Genomic DNA, 20417 nt, shown 5'->3' on the forward strand with positions numbered 1-20417 from the left:
ACGCCCCAGCGCAGCGGCCTCGAATTCACGGGGGACCCGTCCGCGCCCAGGGAACCGGCAAGGGAACGGCTGACTTGCTCGATGGCGAGAACGGCTCCGGTTGATAGACGCTGGCTATTTCCTTCCAACCGTGTTGGGCCAGCCGGAACAGATGCGACACGCGTTGATTGACCAGCAGGGTGACATCGAATGCGGCCTCTGCTGGGAGACGACGCATCACAGCTTGCATGACCGTCCGTAGGCAGCTCATCGAGAACTGCGCGGCGGCTTCGAAGCTCCCGGCTTCCTGCAAGAGGAGGCGGCGCTGCGCGACGAGTTCGGCCATCTTCGGGGAGCTGGGCTCGTCGCGATCGAGCTGCCAGGTCGTGAGGACATTCTCGGCGAGCTGCGCGCCCTGGGGGGAAGCCAGGCCGTGCAAGTAGGGGAACGTGACGATTCCGTAACGAATGTCCTCGTCGGCGTCCACCACCTCGTCATTGAGCTGGCGCATTCTCCTCAAAGCGACGAGCGCTGGCGCGAACTCGGGGGGCAACGTTCCCTCGGCGAGCAGGAATGCCCACTCGATCGTCACGGGAAAGAAGATCGACGACAGGAGGCGACTGTCGCCTTCGAGATATTCCGTGAGCGTGGCCGCCGAGACCGCCTTCGGCAATTGGTAGCGCTCCCGTTCTTCTCCCCAGAAAAAGTGGTACATTTCCTGGGTATGGCGCAGGAAGCAGCGCTCGGCTGCCGCCGGCGCGCCGACCTTCTGGAACTGTTCGAGCCCCAGCGCGTAGGATGCCAGGACGAAGAGCCACGTGTGCTTCGTGGAGGGCGCCCCAGGCAGCGCGTCCATCATCCGATCGATGGCCATCACCGGGACGCCGTAACCGAGCGTGTAGGCGCGGGCCAGGTCTCGGTGACGTGTATCGAGACCGCCGAGCGCCTGACCGAACACGAAGAGCGGACAGACCTGCTTCCAGATCGTGATCGGGTCGAAGTGCTTGGCCCACTCTTGCGTGAAATGAGCGGGCTGCGTTCGTATCAGCGTCCCGTCGGCCTGAACGGCTCGGTAAAGATCGAGGTAAATGTCACGATACCTCGTGGCGAGCCATCGATAGGTCTCGCTGTTGTACGAGTTCGGGATCGTAGGGATGTGGCGCGGGTCGAGCTCGTCGTTGGCACCCGCTGCTCGCCAGCTCGTCGTCGAGTAGTCGAACCACTCGTCGAGCCCCTGGAAGAGTACCGTCATGCTTTCAGTTTCCCCAAGGCGTACGCAATACCTTCTCGGACGGTGCTGAGGGTCATGACGGTGCTCAGATCGGCCTGGAGGTCCACGAGTGTCTTGGCGATACGCGGCTGGATACCCGTCAAGATCGCCTGCGCGCCCAGCAAGCTGACGGCTTGGGCGGCCTGAATGATCGCATTCGTGACCTCGATATCCATGACCTGCACGCCGGTGATATCGAGGATGGTCATTCTTGCCTGGTGTTTCGTGACGCCTTCGAGCAATACCTCGAGCACCGCCTGTGCGCGGACACTGTCGATCATGCCCACGAGCGGCATCACGAGGACGTGCTCGGCGACGGGGATCAAGGGGGTCGACAGATCGCGCAACGCCTTCCTCTGCGCGTCGATGATCTCCTGCTTGAGCGCCAACCGCTCCTTCTCGGCCTCCCAGCGCTCGGTGATGTCGTGCAGAAAACCGAAGAGGTGGTCGAACGAACCGTCGGGGCGGTAAACACCCTGAAGGAGGATGTTCCCGTACATGATGCTGCCGTTTTTGCGTACGAAACGTTTGTCGAGGCTATATCGTGGAATGTCGCCTTTGACGAGCTTGCCAAATAAGTCGAGGTCGAGCGAGACGTCCTCGGGATGCGTCAGGGAGACCCAGGTCGTGGACTTCAGCTCCTCCGGTGAATAGCCGAGCTGTTCGCACAACCGCCCATTGAACTCGATCCAGCCGGTGTCGGGGGAAGTTATCGCCATGCCCACCTGAGCCAGGTTGAAATAGCGGCGATACCTCAGCGCGTCCGCTCGGGCCAGCGTGGCTTCTGCGGCCTGTACATCGATCTCTCTTTTCAGATCGGCAACACGTTGACGCAACGAGTCGACATCCGCGTCGATGGGAATCGGTTGTTGAGTGGGGGGCCTGGCCATGCTTTACGACTCTGCCTTCCTTCGCGCGACGAGCAGCAGGATGGTGCGCGGAGCTCGATGCAGGGGGGAAAGCTCGCCCGGGACGGAAGAGCGAGTCAAGCGTCGGGCAATTTCCTAACGCGAGGAACACGCGCCACACGACGATCTCGTCGACGTTGTGGGTCTTCGTCTGTGATGCTTGTCACGTCGCTCTCGGCTATGTGTTCCATGATACGGACAGCCCCACGAGCCAACGCAGAAGGGTCCTGCGTGGGTCGGCTCCGGCAATGCCCCAAAGGGCGGCCACGGGGTCCGGGAGGCGTCTGCCGTGTCGACCAGGGCGCGGCAGTGAGGTGCGCGCGCCCTGATCGACCGGAGAGTTACCTACGATTCCCGAGCGGGCGGCGCCTCACTTCGCGCATACCCACTTGGCAATCCTTGCGCCTTTGACGGTGATCGACCAGGACCCCGCACCCCAGCCGGAGGGAGGCGACATCAGGACGCCTTCCGTCGCGTCGTTCACATTGAACGCACCCTGGACCTCGGTGAGGGCGCAGCCAATGCGTACGGTCGTGCCCAAGCCGAGCCCGATGGGCACCGTCGTGGACCCGTCCTCGGTGGAATACACCATGCCCGAGGCGAACTCCGTTCCCTCCGGGAAGTCTAGGCAATCGGCCGAGATGTGGGCATCCGAGCTGTTGACCGCGTCAGGGAGGTTGCCCTCGATATACCATCCAGGGATCGGGTGGGTGGCGTCCGTCGTCGTTACCTTGACCACGCGCGCGAAATTGCTGCCGCTGTTCCACGCACCGTCGACGCCGACCAGGCTGGTGAGGAAGCATTGCCGCAGGCTGGTACCCGGATGGTTGATCCAAACGGGAGGATCGTCACTGTCCCACCCCCCCCCGGAAACGTTGGGGGCAATGGGGAAGCATGTCGCAGTGGCTTTTACGAGGTTATTGATGGCGACGGGGTCGTTTACCTGATTCGTGTAAGCGCCTCCGTGCCCAAAGAGCGTATATGTCGTGCTTGTCGCTCTCACCGCAGCCGCCGACTGGAGACTCGCAATGCCACCGAACCGGTCGCCCCGATTGAGATTCCCTGCCACGCCGCTGAGGAAGCAACTCTGCAAGGCGACGCTCGCCGGAATCGTCGTGCCGCTGAAGTTCGTCGTGCTCGACTCCGTGAAGAAGGAGTAAGCGGTCAGCGCTTCCTGGGCCTCCCCGAGCGTTTCCTCCTCCGACCCGACCTCCGACCCGACGACGCAACCACCCGTGAGCGCGCCCAGAAGCAATGCGGAAGTGACGAGAGCGAGCGCGCGCGGGCTCGACCCGACTGCAATGGAAGTCGTTTTCAAGTTCCTCATCTCCAATTGATGTGTTCGTCTGTACTGCGCGTCGCAAACAAGCACATCGAGTTCCGTCCCGTCAAGAACATCTGTAAGATGAACTCATGCAGCGGCACACGAACTGTTCATCCACACGGGAAGGATCCGCGGGAAGCCCGGGTCAGGGGTTCCGTAGTGAAAGCGCGCGCGCAAGCGGAGGCCACGCAGGCTTTCGATCGTGATAGCTGCCTCCGAGACATTTCCAGATCCAGGTCATCGTGGTAGACGTGCCGCAAACGTCCCCGGACGGGGCGGAAAGGATAAAACATGGCCGCGCGTGCTCTCATCGTCGTCGATATCCAGAATGATTACTTCCCTGGAGGGAAGTGGACGCTCAGCGGGACCGAAGCCGCCGCCGACAATGCGGCTCGGCTGCTCGCCGCCGCCCGCAGCAAGGGCGACCTCGTCGTCCACATTCGCCACGAATTCCCGAGCGCCGACGCCCCCTTCTTCGCCCCCGGCTCGGAAGGCGCGCAGATCCACCCGAAGGTGCGCAATCGGGACGATGAGCATGTCGTGCTGAAGCACCACATCAATTCGTTCCGGGACACCGATCTCAAGGCGGTGCTCGACCGCCACGGCATCACCGAGGTCGTGATCTGCGGCAACATGAGCCACATGTGCGTCGATGCCGTGACGCGCGCGGCCGCCGACTTCGGCTACGCGGTCACGGTCATTCACGACGCCTGCGCCTCGCGTGATCTGGAGTTCAACGGCGTGCGGGTGCCCGCAGCGCAGGCCCACGCGGCGTTCATGGCGGCGCTCGGCTTCGCATATGCGAAGATGCGATCGACCGACGAGTTCCTCGGCGCGGCCGCGAGCGCGTAGGACGAGCGAAGCTGGGGGGCCTGGGGCAACGCCCCAGCCAGCGAAACGGCTCCCCGATGGAGCGCGACGCGCCTTGCACGCGTGCAAATGGCCCGATGGCGGCCGCTCGGCAGGTGTTCCACGCGTGCAAGGCACTCCAAACGATCTGCGCGGCGTGCCTTGCACGGGTTCGAGGGACGTCGAGCACGCGGCGCGAGAGCGCTTGCGCGCGTCCGAGCGTCGCCGTGACGTGTTCCTGTCGGCCCTTGCATCGACGCAAGCGCACGGAACACGGCGTCACAGCCGCGTTTGCTTCGGTGCAACTCGCGCTGTGCACGTGTCCCGGGCGCCTTCGCGCCGGTGCAGGGACGACCGCGCAGGCGCTCGCGCTCGATTCCTCCCCCACCTCGAGAGAGCAAGAATCAGTCGGACAGAAAGAGTTCTGCCGCAGCGTCGAACAGCCCGCGCGGTCATCACGACCCGCACCACGAAACCCACGTGCCCCGAGCGCTTCTGTCTCGCCGGCGCGTGTCCCCTTCCAGGAGGATCCCTCGATGCAATCGCCCACGCGGAACACCCCCGTCTCGAAGTGTATCGATCTCGCCGGCCACTCCGTGCGCATGTTCGGCAAATTCTCTTCCCATGCCGCATTCGTCTCGCTCGAAGCAAAGATGAGCACGGGAGCCGCCGAGCTCGCGGCAGCGCAGGCGGAGTACGAGAAGGCCGTCAAGGCCATTCTCCCCACGCGCGTCGACGTCAAATACGAGAATTACGTCTCCGATCGGCGCATCCGGCTCTCGCAGCAGAAGGTCGAGATCGCCGACGGCAAGCAAAACGGGCGGATCGCGAGCCTGGTCTTTCCAGAGGGATCCACCCCGATCACCCGGCTCGTCGGCTTCTCGCAGGTAGAGGCCATGATCAATCTCGAAGGGCGGCTCGCCGCCGCCCAATCGTTGTGGCCAGAGGCCGAAGCCGAGAAGGTCGAGATCGGCGTGTTCCGGCAGGGTTATCAAGCCGCGCTGGAGAACCGTAAGATCGCCGTCCAGAACGCGCGGGACCTCCGGGCGGCTCGGAACGCAGCGAAGGACAAGTTCCTCACGATGTACGTCGAGGTGATGGCCCGCGTCCAGGCGGAGCTTCCGCGGGACAAGGTCACCCAGGAGCTCTTCTTCGACGAGGTTCGCACGAGGTCCGCCCTCGCGACCGCAGACACGGACGAAGACGAGGCCGAAAGCGAGACGACCGAGGGTCAGGGCTGAGCATCTGGGAGCCGTTTCGCTGGGGCGTTGCCCCAAGCCCCACCAGGGGCTATCCGCCCCTGGACCCGGGGCCTGCGCAAGCGCTGGACCCGGGTTCGATGAACTGCGCGATGCGCAGTTCATCGAACAGGCCGCAGTCAAGACCGGCGAGCGACGCTGTCAAACCAAGACAGCAACGCTGACATTTCGACTGGCAACGCGGTCCCACCGGCCCGTTGGAAGAACTGCGCATCGCGCAGTTCTTCCACCTTCGGTCCAGGCCGTGCCTGGTCCGGGTCGAGGGGCGGACAGCCCCCGCGGGGTCCGGGGCAGCGCCCCGGCGAAGCGCCGGTGCAGGCCCGTCCGTGGCTCTTTGCTGGGGTTGCTCGGCGGTGCCGCGCGCGGACGATGACGCATGACACGCGCAATGGCATGGTCGAAAAACAATCATGGCGTACGTCGTCGGCGAGGTCCTGCACACGGGGACGGACATGCGCATCGCGCGAGCCGCCGAGGCCGGGAGCGGCGCGCGGGTGGTGCTCAAGTTTCCCCATGGCGAGCTTTCGACCACGCGCGCTCTCGAGGAGCTCAGGCACGAGTACGCCGTGCTGCGCGCGCTCGAGGTGCCTGGGGTCATCCGGGCGCTCGGCCTCGAAGAACACGACCGAAAGCCGGTCCTCGTGCTGGAGCACTGGGGCGACACCTCGCTCGCCCGTGTGCTCGACCAGGGCCCGCTGCCCGTCGAGATCGCCATGCGCCTTGCCGCCACGCTGGCGCGCACCCTGGGCGAGGTGCATCGGCGCGGCCTCCTGCACCGCGACGTCAAACCGCACAACATCCTCGTCGACGCCGAGCGGACGCGGACTTGCTTGATCGACTTCGAGCTCGCGACCTGGTGGACGCCCACCCTCGCCGAGCAGACGTCGCTGGAGGCGGTTTCAGGGACGCTCGCGTACATGGCGCCCGAGCAGACGGGCCGGATGAACCGAGCGCCGGACGCGCGGGCGGACCTCTACGCGCTCGGCGCCACCCTCTACCAGATGCTCACCGGCGCGCTTCTCTTCGACGCCACCGACGCGCTCGAGCTGATCCACGCGCACATCGCCCGGGCGCCCGTGCCCCCGCACGAGCGCGCGCCCGAGCGGGGCATCCCCGAGGCCGTGAGCGCGATCGTGCTCAAGCTGCTCGCCAAGAGCCCCGAGGACCGCTACCAGACCGCCGGCGGCGCGGCCTGGGATCTGGAGCGGGCGGCGCACGCCTGGGTCGAGACGGGCACGGTGGCGCCGTTCCCGCTGGCGAGACGCGACTGGGACGATCGGGTCCGTACGCCCTCGCGCCTGTTCGGTCGGGAGCACGAGAGCGCCGTGCTCGCGGAGCTCTTCGACGAGGCGTGTCGCGGCGCGACGGCGCTTTCGCTCGTGGCGGGGCCTTCGGGCGTGGGCAAATCGGCGCTGGTGCAGGCGCTCCAGGGCAAGGTGCGCGCGCGCCGGGGCATCTTCGCCACCGGCAAGTTCGACCAGCTCCAGCGCAGCACGCCGTACGCCGCGCTGGCGCAGGCGCTGCGTTCGGTGGTGCGGCGGAGGCTCTCGGATCCGGCCGACGTGCTGGAGCGCTGGAAACTCTCCTTTCAGGAAGCCGCGGGGCCGAATGGGCAGATCCTCGTCGAGCTCATCCCCGAGCTCTTGCACATCCTGGGCGAGCCGAAGCCTCTGCTCGAGCTCGGGCCGATGGAGGCCAAGCATCGGTTCCAGACGACGGTCCTGCGCTTCGTACAGGCGCTGGCCACGGTCGAGCATCCGCTCGTGCTTTTCATCGATGACCTGCAGTGGGCGGATGCGGCGTCGCTCTCGCTCCTGGGCGAGCTCTTGAAGGAGCCTCGGGGCCAGCACCTGCTCGTCGTGGGGGCCTACCGGGACGAGGCGGTGGGCCCGGACCACCCGCTCCACGCGCTGCTCGGGGCGCCCGCGGCCCCGGGCGCCAGGACCGAACGGATCGTGCTCTCGCCTCTGGGAGCGGACGCGGTCGCGGCGATGGTGGGGGACATGCTCGATCGGCCCGGGGCCGAGGTCGACGAGCTCGCGCGGCTGATCAAGGACAAGACCGACGGCAGCCCGTTCTTCGTCGGGCAGTTTCTGCAGCTCTTGCACGAGCGGAAGCTCGTCGTGCGCGACGCGGAGACCGGGCGGTGGCAATGGCAGCGAGACGCGATCGAGCGGGCGGGGATCACCGATAACGTCGTCTCGCTGCTGACCCGCAAGCTGGAGCGGCTCTCGCCCGCGCTGCGACGCGCCCTGCAGACGGCGGCGTGCGTCGGCGACCGGTTCGACGCCGGGCTGCTCGCGCACCTCCTGGGGCAGGACGCGGTGACGGTCGGCGCCCTCTTGGTGCAAGCGACGCGCGAGGGGCTCTTGGTGCACGAGGGCGAGCGGGCGCACGAGGCCTACGCCTTCGTGCACGACCGGGTGCAGCAGGCCGCCTACGAGGCGCTCACGGCCGAGGAGCGGCTCTCGCTCCACCTCGGGATCGGCCGAACGCTGCGGGCGAGGTACGGCGCCGCGTGCGCCGACGGGGAGCTCTTCGAGACCCTCTACCACCGCAACCGGGCCGCGGAGCGGCTGACCGAGGCCGGGGAAAAGCGCGATCTGGCGGAGCAGAACCTGCGCGCCGGCCAGCGCGCCAAGGCCAGCGCGGCCGACGCGCAGGCCGTGGCGTTCCTCGGGACGGCCGCGTCGCTGCTCGGCGACGAGGGGTGGACCGAGGCCCCGGAGACGACCTTCGAGGTGCACCTGGCCATGGCCGAGGCGCTCTGGCTCGCGGCCGAGGTCGACGAGGGCGAGCGGCTCTTCCTGCGCTGCCTCGAGCGAGCGCGGGACCCGCTCGAGCGCGCGCGCGTGGCCAGCATCTCGATCGTGTTTCTCCACGTCACCGGCCGCTTCGCGCAGGGCATCGAGCTCGGCCTTTCGGCGCTCTCGTGGCTCGAGCGTCCGCTGCCGAGGACCCCGGAGGAGCAGCAGGCGCTGTTCGACGCGCTCATCACCGAGATCGAGCCCGCCCTGCAGCGCATGACCGTCGAGGACTGGAAGGCGCTGCCGATCAGCGCCGACCGCGCCCACGCGCTGCGGAGCAGGATCCTGGAGGTGCTCGGGCCCTGCGCCGCCTTCTGGATGCCCTCGCTGAGCCGGTGCTGCTGGCCGATGCTCGTGCGGGAGACGCTGCGGTACGGGCTGACGAAGAACTCGTTCGCGGGGTGCGTGGTCACGGCCTTGCTCCTGGCCTACCTCCTCGGGAACCTGCCGCTCGGGCGCCGGCTGAACGAGCCCATGCTGGCGCTCATCGATCAATACGACTTCGCGCGCGCCACCGCGCGCTTCAACGGCACGGTGGCCTCCATGTACTGGACGCCGCCCTCGAAGATGAGGGAGCTCTATGCCCACGCGGCGCGCACCGCCGCCGAGGAGCGCGAGCCCGTCGCCGAGGCCTTCAGCGAGATCCATGGGGGGATCTTCCAGCTCATCGCCGGGGACGACCTCGATCGCGTCACGCACGACCTCGACCGCATGGCCTACCGCGACCCGATGGCCATGGGCTTCCGGGACATCCTCGCCCGCTCGGTCGCCGCGCTCTCCGAGGCCCAGGCCGCGCGCGACGTCGAGCAGACACTCGAGGAAATCGCGCGGTCCGGGCGAGACGCGCCATCGCGGGTCTTCGTGGTCACCACGATGGCGATGGCGGGTTTTACGGGGCTCCACCTCGGCGCCGATGCGTGGGCGGCCCTCGCGGTCCTCGCGGTCGAGCCGGACTGGCCTTCCTTGTGGGGCACCTCCCCGCTCCTCGCCCTCACGCCCACGCTCTGCGTCGCCGGAGCGCATGCCCGCCCCGCCGCCGAGCATCACGCGCGGCTCGAGGATCGGCTGGCCTTCCACGGCGCGCGCCTCACTCTCTGGGCCGAGAGCTGCCCCGAGACCTTCGAGGCCTCGCGCCTGCTCATGGAGGCGGGCCGCGTCCGCGCCCGGGAAGAGCACGACGAGGCCGGACGGCTGTACGACCGGGCCATCGAGCAGGCTCGCGACAGCGATCTCATCAACGTCGAGGCGCTCGGCCTGCGCCTCGCCGGCGAGCACCGCCTCGCCCGTGGGCACCGCGCCCTCGCCCGCGCCTATCTCACGGCCGCGCACGACGCCTACCTGCGCTGGGGGGCGCGCGCGGCCGCCGCGCGGCTCGCCCAGCGCTACCCGGACAGCATCGCGGGCTCGGGCCGCGCGGCCCTCGGGGCCGGCGAGCCGGCGGACGCGGCGTCCGTGCCGACGAGCACGACCATCACCGCCCGCACGCTGAACGCGTCCCTGGACATCGCCTCCGTGCTGCGCGCCGCACAGGCGCTCTCCGGCGACCGCAACCTCGGCTCGCTCGTCGGCCGCATGCTCCGCCTGCTCGCCGAGTACTCCGGCGCCGAGCGCGCGGTGCTCGCCCTCGTGCAAGGCGACGAGCTCGTCATCGCCGCGGAGCTCTCGGTCAACCCGCAGCGACTCGAGCTCTCGCTGAACGAGCCCGTCGCCGGCTCGACGCGGCTACCGGCGACGCTGGTGCAGTACATCGCGCGCGGCAAGGAGCCGGTGGTGTGCGGGCAGGCGGCGTCCGACAGCCGCTTCGACGAGGACCCCTACCTGCTCGCCCACCGGCCCGGATCGGTGCTGGCCGTGCCGCTCTTGCACCAGGCGCGCCTGTCCGGGGTGATGTACCTGGAGCACCCGCACGTGCAGGACGCCTTCCCCGAAGCGCGCGTCGAGCTGGTCACGCTCCTCGGCGCGCTGGCGGCGACGGCGGTGGAGAACGCCAGGTTTTATACCGAGCTGTCCGCCTACAGCGAGCGGCTCGCGCGCGAGGTCGCACAGCGCACCGCGGAGCTCGTGGCCGCCAAGGAGGCGGCCGATGGTGCCAACCGCGCGAAGAGCGATTTCCTCTCCAGCATGAGCCACGAGCTGCGCACGCCGCTGAACAGCATCCTCGGTTATGCCCAGGTGCTCGGCAAGCTCTCCGGCCTGCCCCCGAAGGCCGCCGAGTCGGCGCGTATCATTCACACCGCCGGCACGCACCTCTTGAGCCTCATCAATGACGTCCTCGATCTGGCCAAGATCGAGGCCGGCAAGCTCACCTTCCACACGGCCGCCGTCGACCTCGATGCGCTCCTCCGGACCGTCGCCAACCTCTGCTGGGTGCGCGCCGAGCAGAAGGGCCTCTCCTTCGTTTACGAGCATGTCGGCCCGAAGCAGCTCGGCGTGCGCGCCGACGAGAAACGCCTCATGCAGGTGCTGCTCAACTTGCTCGGCAATGCCATCAAGTTCACCGAGCAGGGCGGGGTGACATTGCACGTCGAGGTGCTGGAGCCGCCGAAGGACGAGGGGCGCACCGTGCGCTTCCAGGTCGAGGACACGGGACCCGGAATCGCCCCCGAGCACCTCTCGCGCATCTTCGAGGCTTTCGAGCAGATCGGCGATTCGAAGCGGCATACCGAGGGCTCGGGGCTCGGGCTCGCCATTACCAAGGAGCTCGTCGAGCGGATGGGCGGCAGCATCGAGGTCCATAGCCAGCTCGGCCGAGGCACCGTGTTCACGGTGACGCTCCGTCTGGTCGAGACGACCCCCGTCAAGGGGAGCGCGGGGCTGTCGTGGGAGGCCATCATCGGGTACGAGGGCAAGCGCCGCTCGATCCTCGTGGTCGACGACAAGGCCGACAACCGCGCGCTCTTGCGCGACCTGCTCGAGCCGCTCGGCTTCGAATGGCTGGAGGCCGACAGCGGCGAGCGTTCGCTCGCGCTCACCCACGAGCGAACGCCGGACGTCATCCTCATGGACCTCTCCATGCCGGGCATGGATGGCTACGAGGCGATCCGGCGCTTGCGGCAGAGGCCGGAGCTCGCCAGGACCGTGATCATCGCCTCGTCGGCCAGCACTTCGGAGACGGAGCGGCAGACGAGCCTCTGCGCGGGATGCGACGACTTCTTGCCCAAGCCCGTGCAGGCCGGCGCGCTCCTCGAGCTACTCCGCGCGACGCTTCAGCTCGAGTGGGTGCGCCGAGAGGGGCAGGGCGCGGCCGCGGCCAGACCACCCAGGAACGATGCGGAGATCCACGATCTCACGCGGCCGCCGGCGGAGGAGCTCGGGCGGCTCGTGGAGCTCGCCGATCGAGGGCTCGTCAGCAGGGTCCTCCACGAGCTCGATCGGCTCGAACAGGCCGACCCCCGGCTCGGTCCGTGGATCGGCGAGGTGCGCGCGGTGGCCAAGAGCTTCCAGACCAAGCGGCTCCGCTCCTTGCTCCGGGCTCGGCTCGATTCGACGTGACGGCAGCTCTTCGGGCTCGATCTCGCAAGGCCACGGTGTGCGTACATGATAGGATCTTCCAAACACGGGTTCGCCACCGAAGTGAGGGCGGGGAGGACGGATGAGCAGAACAGCGCATGATGCTCCGTCGCACACCATCCTGATTGTCGACGACGTGCCCGCCAGCCTGGCCACGGCGATCGCGCACCTGGAAGAGCGCGGCTATCTGGTGGCGATCGCCCAGGATGGAGAAGACGCGCTCGAGCGGGCCGAGCTCCTCCTGCCTGATCTGATCCTGCTCGATGTATTGATGCCGGGGCTCGATGGCTTCGAGACGTGCCGACGCCTGAAAGCGTCCGAAAAAACCAGAGGGATCCCGGTGATTTTCATGACCGCGCTGGGGGAGACGTCCCGCAAGGTCGCCGGGTTCGAAGCGGGCGGCGTCGATTACGTCGTCAAGCCGCTCGAGATCACCGAGGTCGTCGCGCGAATCGAGACCCACGTGGCCTTGCACGCGATGCGCGCGCAGCTCGAGGCGCAGAACTCGCAGTTGCGGCGGGAGAACGCCATGCGCGAGGAGCTCGCGGCCGAGCTGCGACGTGCCCACGACAGGCTGGAGAGAAGAGTCGAGGAGCGAACGGTCGAGCTCGCCGCGGCCAATCTCATCCTGAAACAAGAGATCACCGATCGGAAGCGCGTCGAGGAGGAGCGGGAGAGGCTGCTCGCCGGCGAGCAGGCGGCGCGCGCCAAGGCCGAGGCCGCCGACCGATTGAAGGACGAGTTCCTCTCCACGCTGAGCCACGAGCTCCGGACCCCATTGACCGCCATCCTCGGCTGGGCGCAGTTGCTCCTCCGCATGGACCCCTTGGACCTCGCCAAGGTGCAGCGCGGCCTCGAGGTCATCGAGCGCAATGGCATGGCCGAGCTCAGGCTCGTCGAAACGCTCCTCGACGTCTCCGCCGTCATCCGCGGCAAGGTGGACTTGAAGCTCGGGCCCGTCGACATCGCCCAGGTCATCCAGGCGGCCGTCGACGCCGCGACGCCGAATGCGGAAGCGAAGCGCGTTTGCATCTCGCTGCTCCTCGGCTCGCCGACCCGGAGGGTCCTTGGCGATCACGGCAGGTTGGAGCAGGTCGTCCGGAATCTGCTGAGCAACGCCGTCAAATTCACGCCTTCCGGCGGGCGCGTGACGATATCGCTTCGAGAGGTGGGAGCGATGGCCGAGCTCCGCGTCAGCGACACGGGCGAGGGGATCGGCATCGATGTTCTTCCCCATGTGTTCGACCAGTTTCGCCAGGCCGACAGCTCGTCCACGCGTCGGCACGGCGGGCTTGGCCTGGGGCTGACGATCGTGCGGGATCTGGTGAGAATGCACGGCGGCACGGTTCGTGGGGAGAGCGACGGTGAGGGGAGGGGCGCGGTGTTCACCGTTGAATTGCCTCTGATGCCGTCACTCGACGAGATCGCTCCGTTGCCTTCGTTCGGCGCAGGGGAATGCGCTGGGGCGTTCTCCTCGATCCTGGCGGGGCTCCGCGTGCTCGTGGTGGACGACGAATCCGACATGCGAGAGCTGATGAAGTGTATCCTGGGCGAGGCCGGGGCGGAGGTCCGCGTGGCGACGGTCGCGCGGGAAGGCTTCGAGATTTTCGAGCGGTGGCGGCCGGATGTCCTCGTGAGCGACATCGGGCTGCCGGACGAGGATGGGTATGCGCTGATCAAAAAGATTCGGGCGCTGCCCGTCGATCGGGGCGGTCGAACGCCCGCGGCCGCGCTGACCGCCTACGCCGACTCGTACACGCGCGAACGGAGTTTATTGGCGGGATACCAGGTGCATGTCTCCAAGCCGGTCCATCCGACCTCGTTCAAGGAAATGGTCGCCAGGCTGGGGCAGCCTCGGCGGGTTTGAACGAGGGCCGGCGCGCGCCTCGGATCAATCGAGCACGGCCGGTGCGCTCACGTCGACATGCTCGATCGGGATCCCGCGGGCATCGAGCTCGCGCTGCAGCTCGTCGAAGCCGGTCGCAGATTCGGGCAGCCGCACGATCTCACGACCATTCGCCGCAAAGAGCCCCAGCGCGTCCTCCAGCATCTTGGATTCGGTCCAGTTCTCGTTCCGCGCGAGCCGCGCGCGCGCGACGCCGGTGAGCGCGTGGCTCTTGCGTTCGTCTCCTCGCTGGACGTGAAGGACCCCTTCCGAGAGCGACATCACGCATGGAACGTCGCTCCGTCTGGCGAGGCCGCGATGCAGGGCGATGAAATGCCAGGGGATGAGGAGCAGGAAGGGCAGCACCGGGAAGAGGAGGACCGCCATGCCGATGGTCGCGCGAAGCCAGGTGGGGAACCGGCTATCCAGGAGGATGAATAGCAATACGGCAGCAATCGCCAACTCTGCGGCGGTCTCCTTCCATGACGACGGAAGTTTTCTCGCCATTCGTGTCTCGTCCAGGGGGCCTGCCGGATGCTCCTCCACGGATGTCGCATGGACTTCACCCCGCAGCAAGCAAAGAGCGCGCGGCGCGGCCTGCTCAGGAGAAGATCGCGAGCAACTTCGCCACGTCATAAAACTCCCTGACGTGGCGGAGCTTGTTCTGCTCGTCGAAGGTGAAGATCCCGATACCCTCGATGGTCAGGCGCTCCCCTCGCTTGGTCGAGAGGTCGCCTGACCAGCGTACCGCGCTCTCGCTGCCGCAGGTGATGATCTCCCGGACGACGATCTCGGCGCGCTCCAGCTTCGACTTGCCCGCTTCCAGGAACCCGGCAATCGCCTCATGCCCGCGGAGAGGCGGCGTCCCCACCGGATCCTCGAGGACGCCATCCGGGGCAAAAAAAGTGGTGAAGACACGGACATCGGGCACCTGCATCGCCGCGTGGAAATACGCCTCGATGATCTGTCTCGCCTCAGCTTCGTTCATGAAGTCCTCCCGGGGCACGGCAGCGCCCCGCCCCAGCGGAGGAGGTTACGGGAACGGCGGCCGGATCCACAACGGTTTTCCAGGTTCGACAGGATGATGCTATCGCGGGGCAGGGCGCCTCTCACCCGCTTGCACGTCCGCTCCACGCACTCCATGAGGTCATCAGGCGGCTGACGAGGGAGGAGGGGCAGCCATGAGAACGACCCTGCGCGCGATGACGGCGATCGTGCTGGATTGCTTGCAGATGAAGCGGATTGCCATCGCACTGGTCGCCTCACTCCTGGTGATGGTGTGCGTCGCACCGGCACGTGCAGCGCAGTGGGATCCCTGCGATGGAGTCGTCTGTCCTCCAGGACAGGTATGCATGGCGCCCATGGACCGCCCCATGTGTGTTACCCGTCCTGGTCCTTGCGATCGCATTACGTGCGGCCGACTGGGGAGGTGCGTCGTGATCGACGGCGTCCCGACTTGCGTGCCACGGCTTGGCATCATCCCTGGTCGGGCGGGGAGCCGCGACCGGTGACGTCGCCCGCCGTCGCTGCTGCAGCGCATACGCGGACCCTCGTCCCGATCGGCGCGGGCGTATCGAAGAGCTTCCACCTTTTCAGCTCCTCTTCAGGCGGAGGCTCCCCGCCCCACACGCGGCTCGGCTTCCAGCCGAAATCTCTCTTGAGGCCGGCGAGGTGCTCTGCGCTCTTGAAGGCCGCGATCAGGCAGTCGATCACCGGCACGCCGAGGGTCCGCTGAAGCTCCTCGAAGAAACCGTATTCGACCGTGCACCCGAGCACGATGGCCTCCGCGGCATCCTCGCGGATCGCTTTTTGCGCCTGCTCCATCAGGAGCGCCTTCGTGCGCTCGGGGTCCGCCTGAAGCTCACGCACCCTCATGCCGATGGGGCGCATCGACGTGAGGAACCGGCGAAGGCCATACGACTCGATGAGCGACTCCATCTCGTCGATCCATTTCCTTTCACCGACGACGACCGAGAACCTGTGCGCGAGATTTCTCACGATATCAAGCGACGCCTGCGCAGGACCCACGACGACCGCGTCTCCCGAGATCTCGCGCGCTGCGAGGACGGCTGTATCGTAGAAGCACCCGATGACGACCGCGTCAAAACCGTTCTCCGCGGCATCTCTCGTCACCCGGACGATGTTCCCAGTCACCAGCGCCTCGTACGTCCTGTACTCCAGGTTGTCGATCGGATGCCCCGGATCGAGCGTGACCACTTCGAGATCGGTCTCAGGGCGCTTGATGGCTCCGAGGATGGCAGCCATCCGCTCCACCGTGTCAGAGACGCCGACCGGGTCGATGTACCGGATTTTGACGGAACGGTGCATCATCACGCGCCTTCTTTCGCCGTGAAAAACGTGTCGTCCGCCCGCGGTATCCGCAAGCCCCGGGCGCCGCTCGGACGGCGCTGCTATTCTGGGGGCCAAAGGATTCCCATGCCCCTCGATCTCGATGAGCTCTGCCAAGAACTGGAAACCAGGCACGGCTGCCACACCGTCATCCTTTACGGCTCGCATGCCCGCGGCGAGGGCCGTCCCTCCAGCGACTACGACGTCCTGGGTGTTCGGGCAGAGGGCGAGGTCATCAGGGACGCGCGTCTGTGGAAGGGCCACTATCTCGACGCCTTCATTTACCCCGAGGAAAAACTCTCCTCCCCCGACGCGAGCATGATCCAGATGCGCGAAGGGATCGTCCTGCGGCAAAAAGGCGATCTCGGGACGCGCTTCATCGAGGCGGTTCAAGACGTGTTCCGCGCCGGGCCCAAGAAGCTCGCGCCGGACGAGGCCCAGGCGCTCAGGATGTGGGCGCCCAAGATGCTCGCGCGCATCGCCGAGGGAGACACCGAGGCCAATTACCGCAGGGCCTGGCTGCTGACCCAGCTCTTGGAGGACTACTTCTCCCTGAGGGGCGAATGGTACCTGGGCCCCAAGGAATCCCTGACGAGGCTCGAGGCCGACCGGCCGGAGGACTGGGCCGCATTCGACCGCGCGCTGGCCCCTGCCGCACCACTGGAAGCGATCAAGGCCTTGGTCGAGCTGGTCATCAAGGAATAGACGCGAGCATTGGCAGATGTCGTCGAGCGAGGGAGAGGCGGGCGTAGGCGGTCTTCGTCTTGATGCCGAGCGCTTCGGCAATCTCCCGGATCGACCGACCCTCCAGGTACGGCATTCGAGGTAAAGCCGCTCAAGCAGGGCGCGCGCCGCCGTAAAGTTTGCCGGCGGCGGATGGAACGTAGAGTAGCCATACTCATGACTCCGGGGTTGGTACGGGGTTGTGGGGAGACGCCGGTCGGTGATGAGAGTGCCGGGAGTCCCTCACCCCCGACCCCTCTCCCGTCCCGGGAGAGGGGCCAGGAGCCTTTGCCCTACGAGGCGCGGCGGTAGACGAGACGGGTGAGGGTGGCGATGACCTGATCCATTCGATCGAGCGCCCGCGCATCGACCGTGCCGATGTACCGCATGGCCTGGGCGACCTGGACGCAGGCCAGCACCTCCCTTGCCGATCCGAGGGCGGAGGCGTAGCGCTGGCGCTTGTTCCCGGCGTGATTGCCGATGCCTTCTGCCAGATTCAGCGCGACGCTATGCATGGCTCTGCGCATTTGCCGAGCCAGATCCGAATCCCTCCGCTCAATCTGCTCCGCAATCCCCGCCGCGTCCCCCGCCATGACCAAAACGACCTCATAAATCCTGAGCATTGATGAACCCTCCGCCCGACGACCCTTTCGCCGGGACCCCCGTCCCCCACCGTCGCGCGGAGGCCTCTTCAAGGCTGCGCAGCACCGCGCGCAGCCGCGCGGAGCAGCACGTAGTGCTGCGAGCACGGCGAGCACGGCTTGGCCTTGAAGAGGCCGAGCACGACGGTAAGCTCGCCGTCCCCGAGCGGGATCCTCTGAATCCCCGTCCCGCACGCGCCTCCGCACGCGCCCCCGCACGCGCCTCCGCACGCGCCTCCGCACGCGCCCCCGCACGCGCCCCCGCACGCGCCCCCGCACGCGCCCCCGCACGCGCCTCCGCCTCCGCCTCCGCACGCGCCTCCGCCTCACCCGCGCCTCCCCACGCCGCCCTTGGTTCCCGATCTCCAGGTGGTATCCTCCCCCCGCCCATGATCCTCGAATGTCGCCACTGCGGTGCGCCGCTCGACGTGAAGCCCGACGCGGCGCTCACGAAGTGTCGTTACTGCGACACCACCAGCGAGCGCCGCCTCCTCCGCACCGTCTCCGCCGAGACCCCCCGTGATTTCCGCCCGCCCCCTCAGTGGCTCCCGCCCCCGCAGTTCCCGGCCCCGTCGAACCAGGCGCTCGCGTATCACGAAGAGACCTTGCGCGCGAACACGCGCGCGAACTGGATCGCCCTCCTGGTTGGCGTCTCGTGCGCCGCGGCGCTCGTCCTCGGCGTCTCCATCGCGATGAGCCTCCGCGCGCCTGGCTCCTCGAAGAAGGGCGGGCCCGTGACGACCGTGCTGCCGGGCAAGACACCCCAGGAGCTCGCGGCCGTTCGAATCGACCAGACCCGGGAAAACCTCGCGAAGGCGCTCTCCGGCAGCCCCATGGGCTCCATGCTCGTCGTGTCCGTCTCGCACCCGCGCTACCAGAGCATCTCGTTCATGTACGACGACAAGGAACCCGCGTTTCCCCACAGCTTCACGCTCGTCCAGCGCTCCGGAGCGACACCGGATCCCAAGGGGATCGAGGCCCTCGGCAGCCGCCTGCACGGTGGGCTCGTGGACGGGAGCTGGAACTGGGCGGGCCTCGTGGCCGTGAATACCGACGCGAAGACCGGCCTCGTCTCTGCCTCCGTGCTGGGGGGACGCGTGGGCGGCACGAGCGCGCAAGCCAAGGCGCAGCTCGTCGCCGTGTGGAAGCTCGTCCTCCACGCCGTCTTCGGCGCGGGAAGTGGCCCGACCGCCGAGGAAGCCCGCTGGATCGGCGCGCCGTATCCCTTCGCCGCGCTGGAGACGATCGACCTCACGACGACCGTCGACAAGGCTGCCGCGACCTTGACCCAGAAGTTCCCCGGCGCAGCCTTGTCCACGTTCATCGAGCTTGGCGTCACCGTCGCCGTGGATCACCCGCTCCTGTGGAACGCCGAGCTCTCCTACCCCAACGAGAAGGGGGGCACGCTCCGGATCGTGGCCCTGCGCGGAACCAAGGCGTTCCCGGCGCGCCGCGAGGCCCTGGTCGGCTGCCTGGAGGGCAAGCTCGGGAAAGCCAAGGTGGAGGATCGCGATTACCTGGCCAAGAAACGCGATTACGACTTCACCGTGGGCAAGCTCTGGCTCAGAATCGGGGAGAACGACGCGCGCGTGCACTGGTTCCCCGGACGGCTCAACGCCCCGGATTGGAAACGAGTCGTGGGCGCGCTCGGCGCCTGTCGTTGATCCACGGAGCGTCCCCTTGCAACCCATCGTCAAGGTCTTCGAGGACAACCACATCGACGCGCCGTGGTCGTACGTCTCCGTCTTCGCGCTCGACGCCGTCCTGCTGCTCGTGATCGCGTTTTGCGTGCGCGAGATCCGGCGCGCGCGCCGCGCCGCCGTCGAGGCGGATGCCGTGATCAAGCCGAAGGCACCGCTCTTCGAGGGCGCGCGGTTCGTCGCGGGCACCGTCGAGCTCGCGCAAGGCGAATCCGATGCCGTCCGGGTGACGATCTCGCAGGAGGGCAGCGAAGAGAGCGACAAGAACAACAACAAGACGCACACGTGGACGGAGACGGAGCGCGAGACCCGCGCGCGGCCGTTTTATCTGCGTCACGACACGGGCGCCCGCGTCCGGGTCGAGCCGCCCGAGGACGTGCTGCTCGTCGACACGCTCGATCAAAAAGAATGGCTGCATTCGTCGAAGCGAAAGCTGCGCGCCGAGCTCTTGCCGGGAGAGCGTGTGATCGTCGAGGGGCGGCTCCACAAGGCGCTGGATCCCGAGGGGATCGGCGAGACCGCCGGGTATCGCGAGGCCGCGACGATGGGCTTTACGATGAAGCCCTCGCTGCAGAAAGGCATGCACATCTCGACGGAGAGCCTCTCCCGCCGCCACGAGCTCCGCGCGCGGGCCTTTTTCTGGACGTGCGTGGGGGTGGGGTTCCTCGGGCTCGTCATGAACATCCCGCTCGGCACCTATCGGTTGCGTGTCTTCCTCGGGGAGAACGTGGTCGCGACGTACTTCGGCAAACGGACGTACGAGACGAACAACGGCAAAGGGCAGACGACCGTGCACCACGGCGTCGACGTTCGTTACGAGTCACCGACGGGCACGGCCCATCTCAGCCGGCGGATCGAGATCGACGAGGACGATTACATGGAGCTGCCGGGGGGGCCGGGGGAGATCTGGATCCGGCATGTCCCGAGCCTCCCGAGCGCGACGGCGCTCGGGCAGGGAAGCTCGGTGTGGTTTCCCCCCTGGTGCGCCGCCGCGGTGATCGCCGGCATCGCGGTGTACCGCGCCTACCGCACGCACACCTATCGGCGCTGGTACGAGGGGCGCCTCCAGGAGAAAGGCAAAGGGCCGCTGCCCCCGCAGACGAACGAGCGGTTCCTGGCGGATGATCCGACCGCCTTCGCGGCGCGGGAGAAGCGGGGCCTCGCGCGAGCCGCGCGCGCGGCGAAGCACGTCGACCCCATTCCGATGGATTGA

The 20417-nt window shown here is 67.4% G+C and carries 14 protein-coding genes; 7 read left to right on the forward strand and 7 right to left on the reverse strand.

The genetic code is table 11. The features are described from left to right. Positions 1-25: 25 nt before the first annotated feature. From QHF83_RS12485 to QHF83_RS12495, 3 genes are all read right to left on the reverse strand, one after another. The gene (locus tag QHF83_RS12485; RefSeq protein ID WP_282418019.1) at positions 26-1231 is read right to left on the reverse strand and encodes a hypothetical protein; all 1206 of its coding nucleotides are present in this window, start codon (positions 1229-1231) and stop codon (positions 26-28) included. After that, complete coding sequence (locus QHF83_RS12490; protein WP_282418020.1) at positions 1228-2139, reverse strand: PAS domain S-box protein; 912 nt, start codon at positions 2137-2139, stop codon at positions 1228-1230. Before QHF83_RS12490 ends, QHF83_RS12485 begins: the two co-directional genes overlap by 4 nt. 388 nt (positions 2140-2527) lie before the next feature. Continuing rightward, complete coding sequence (locus QHF83_RS12495) at positions 2528-3475, reverse strand: hypothetical protein (protein WP_282418021.1); 948 nt, start codon at positions 3473-3475, stop codon at positions 2528-2530. 297 nt (positions 3476-3772) lie between these two features. On the opposite strand from QHF83_RS12495, the gene QHF83_RS12500 reads away from it, so the two are divergent. From QHF83_RS12500 to QHF83_RS12515, 4 genes are all read left to right on the forward strand, one after another. Then, entirely contained in the window at positions 3773-4333 is a 561-nt protein-coding gene (locus tag QHF83_RS12500) for a cysteine hydrolase family protein (protein WP_282418022.1), read from the forward strand. A gap of 533 nt (positions 4334-4866) precedes the next feature. Then, positions 4867-5571 carry a hypothetical protein gene (locus QHF83_RS12505; protein ID WP_282418023.1) on the forward strand — a complete coding sequence of 235 codons (705 nt, stop codon included), beginning with the start codon at positions 4867-4869 and terminating at the stop codon, positions 5569-5571. A 428-nt stretch (positions 5572-5999) separates the two neighbouring features. Beyond that, on the forward strand, positions 6000-11888 hold the full coding sequence (locus tag QHF83_RS12510) for an AAA family ATPase (RefSeq protein WP_282418024.1): 5889 nt from the start codon (positions 6000-6002) through the stop codon (positions 11886-11888). 100 nt (positions 11889-11988) lie between these two features. After that, positions 11989-13773: a response regulator gene (locus QHF83_RS12515; RefSeq protein ID WP_282418025.1), complete on the forward strand. Its 1785-nt coding sequence runs from the start codon at positions 11989-11991 to the stop codon at positions 13771-13773. A gap of 24 nt (positions 13774-13797) precedes the next feature. Here the strand turns inward: QHF83_RS12515 and QHF83_RS12520 are convergent, their stop codons facing one another. From QHF83_RS12520 to QHF83_RS12530, 3 genes are all read right to left on the reverse strand, one after another. Then, positions 13798-14178, reverse strand: a complete 381-nt coding sequence (locus QHF83_RS12520) for a hypothetical protein (protein ID WP_282418026.1) — start codon at positions 14176-14178, stop codon at positions 13798-13800. 214 nt (positions 14179-14392) lie between these two features. Then, positions 14393-14779 (reverse strand): nuclear transport factor 2 family protein, encoded by a 387-nt coding sequence (locus QHF83_RS12525; RefSeq protein WP_282418027.1) that lies wholly within the window; start codon positions 14777-14779, stop codon positions 14393-14395. Between the two features lie 488 nt (positions 14780-15267). Beyond that, positions 15268-16494 carry an aspartate/glutamate racemase family protein gene (locus QHF83_RS12530; RefSeq protein WP_282418028.1) on the reverse strand — a complete coding sequence of 409 codons (1227 nt, stop codon included), beginning with the start codon at positions 16492-16494 and terminating at the stop codon, positions 15268-15270. Here QHF83_RS12530 and QHF83_RS12535 point away from each other — a divergent pair. Beyond that, positions 16468-16845 carry a hypothetical protein gene (locus QHF83_RS12535; protein ID WP_282418029.1) on the forward strand — a complete coding sequence of 126 codons (378 nt, stop codon included), beginning with the start codon at positions 16468-16470 and terminating at the stop codon, positions 16843-16845. The two genes, QHF83_RS12530 and QHF83_RS12535, sit on opposite strands and share 27 nt — an antisense overlap. Positions 16846-17156: 311 nt before the next feature. Here QHF83_RS12535 and QHF83_RS12540 read toward each other — a convergent pair whose 3' ends face one another. Continuing rightward, positions 17157-17456 carry a four helix bundle protein gene (locus QHF83_RS12540; protein ID WP_282418030.1) on the reverse strand — a complete coding sequence of 100 codons (300 nt, stop codon included), beginning with the start codon at positions 17454-17456 and terminating at the stop codon, positions 17157-17159. A 437-nt stretch (positions 17457-17893) separates the two neighbouring features. Between QHF83_RS12540 and QHF83_RS12545 the strand changes: the two genes are divergently transcribed. Continuing rightward, positions 17894-19168 (forward strand): hypothetical protein, encoded by a 1275-nt coding sequence (locus QHF83_RS12545; protein WP_282418031.1) that lies wholly within the window; start codon positions 17894-17896, stop codon positions 19166-19168. A gap of 16 nt (positions 19169-19184) precedes the next feature. Then, positions 19185-20417: a hypothetical protein gene (locus tag QHF83_RS12550; RefSeq protein WP_282418032.1), complete on the forward strand. Its 1233-nt coding sequence runs from the start codon at positions 19185-19187 to the stop codon at positions 20415-20417.

It is taken from the genome of Polyangium sp. 15x6 (assembly GCF_029960785.1).
In the GTDB taxonomy this organism is placed as follows: domain Bacteria; phylum Myxococcota_A; class Polyangia; order Polyangiales; family Polyangiaceae; genus Polyangium.